At 69.0% G+C, this 261-nt stretch carries 1 protein-coding gene; it reads right to left on the bottom strand.

Going from position 1 to position 261, the window contains the following annotated elements:
• The coding region (locus U8525_RS34620) for an AMP-binding protein (RefSeq protein ID WP_374270996.1) at window positions 1-261 on the bottom strand (261 nt) is incomplete at both ends.

Here is a 261-nt window from a genome sequence, read left to right on the forward strand (position 1 = left end):
ACGTCACGCGGTGGTGACGGAGGAGGGAGGCGAGCTCCTCCAGGGAGAGGGAGTGGGGAGGAGCGAGGACGAGCTTCGAGCCGTGGAGGAGTGCGCCCCAGATTTCGAGGGTGGAGGCGTCGAAGGCAACGGGTGCGGCATGGAGCCAGACTTCGTCGGGCCCGAAGCGCATGAAGGAGCTGCCGAGCACCAGCCGGGAGATGCCGCGGTGAGGCACGCAGACGCCCTTGGGGCGGCCGGTGCTGCCGGAGGTGAACATGA

It is taken from the genome of Corallococcus sp. RDP092CA, from assembly GCF_041903675.1.
Taxonomy (GTDB): Bacteria; Myxococcota; Myxococcia; order Myxococcales; family Myxococcaceae; genus Corallococcus.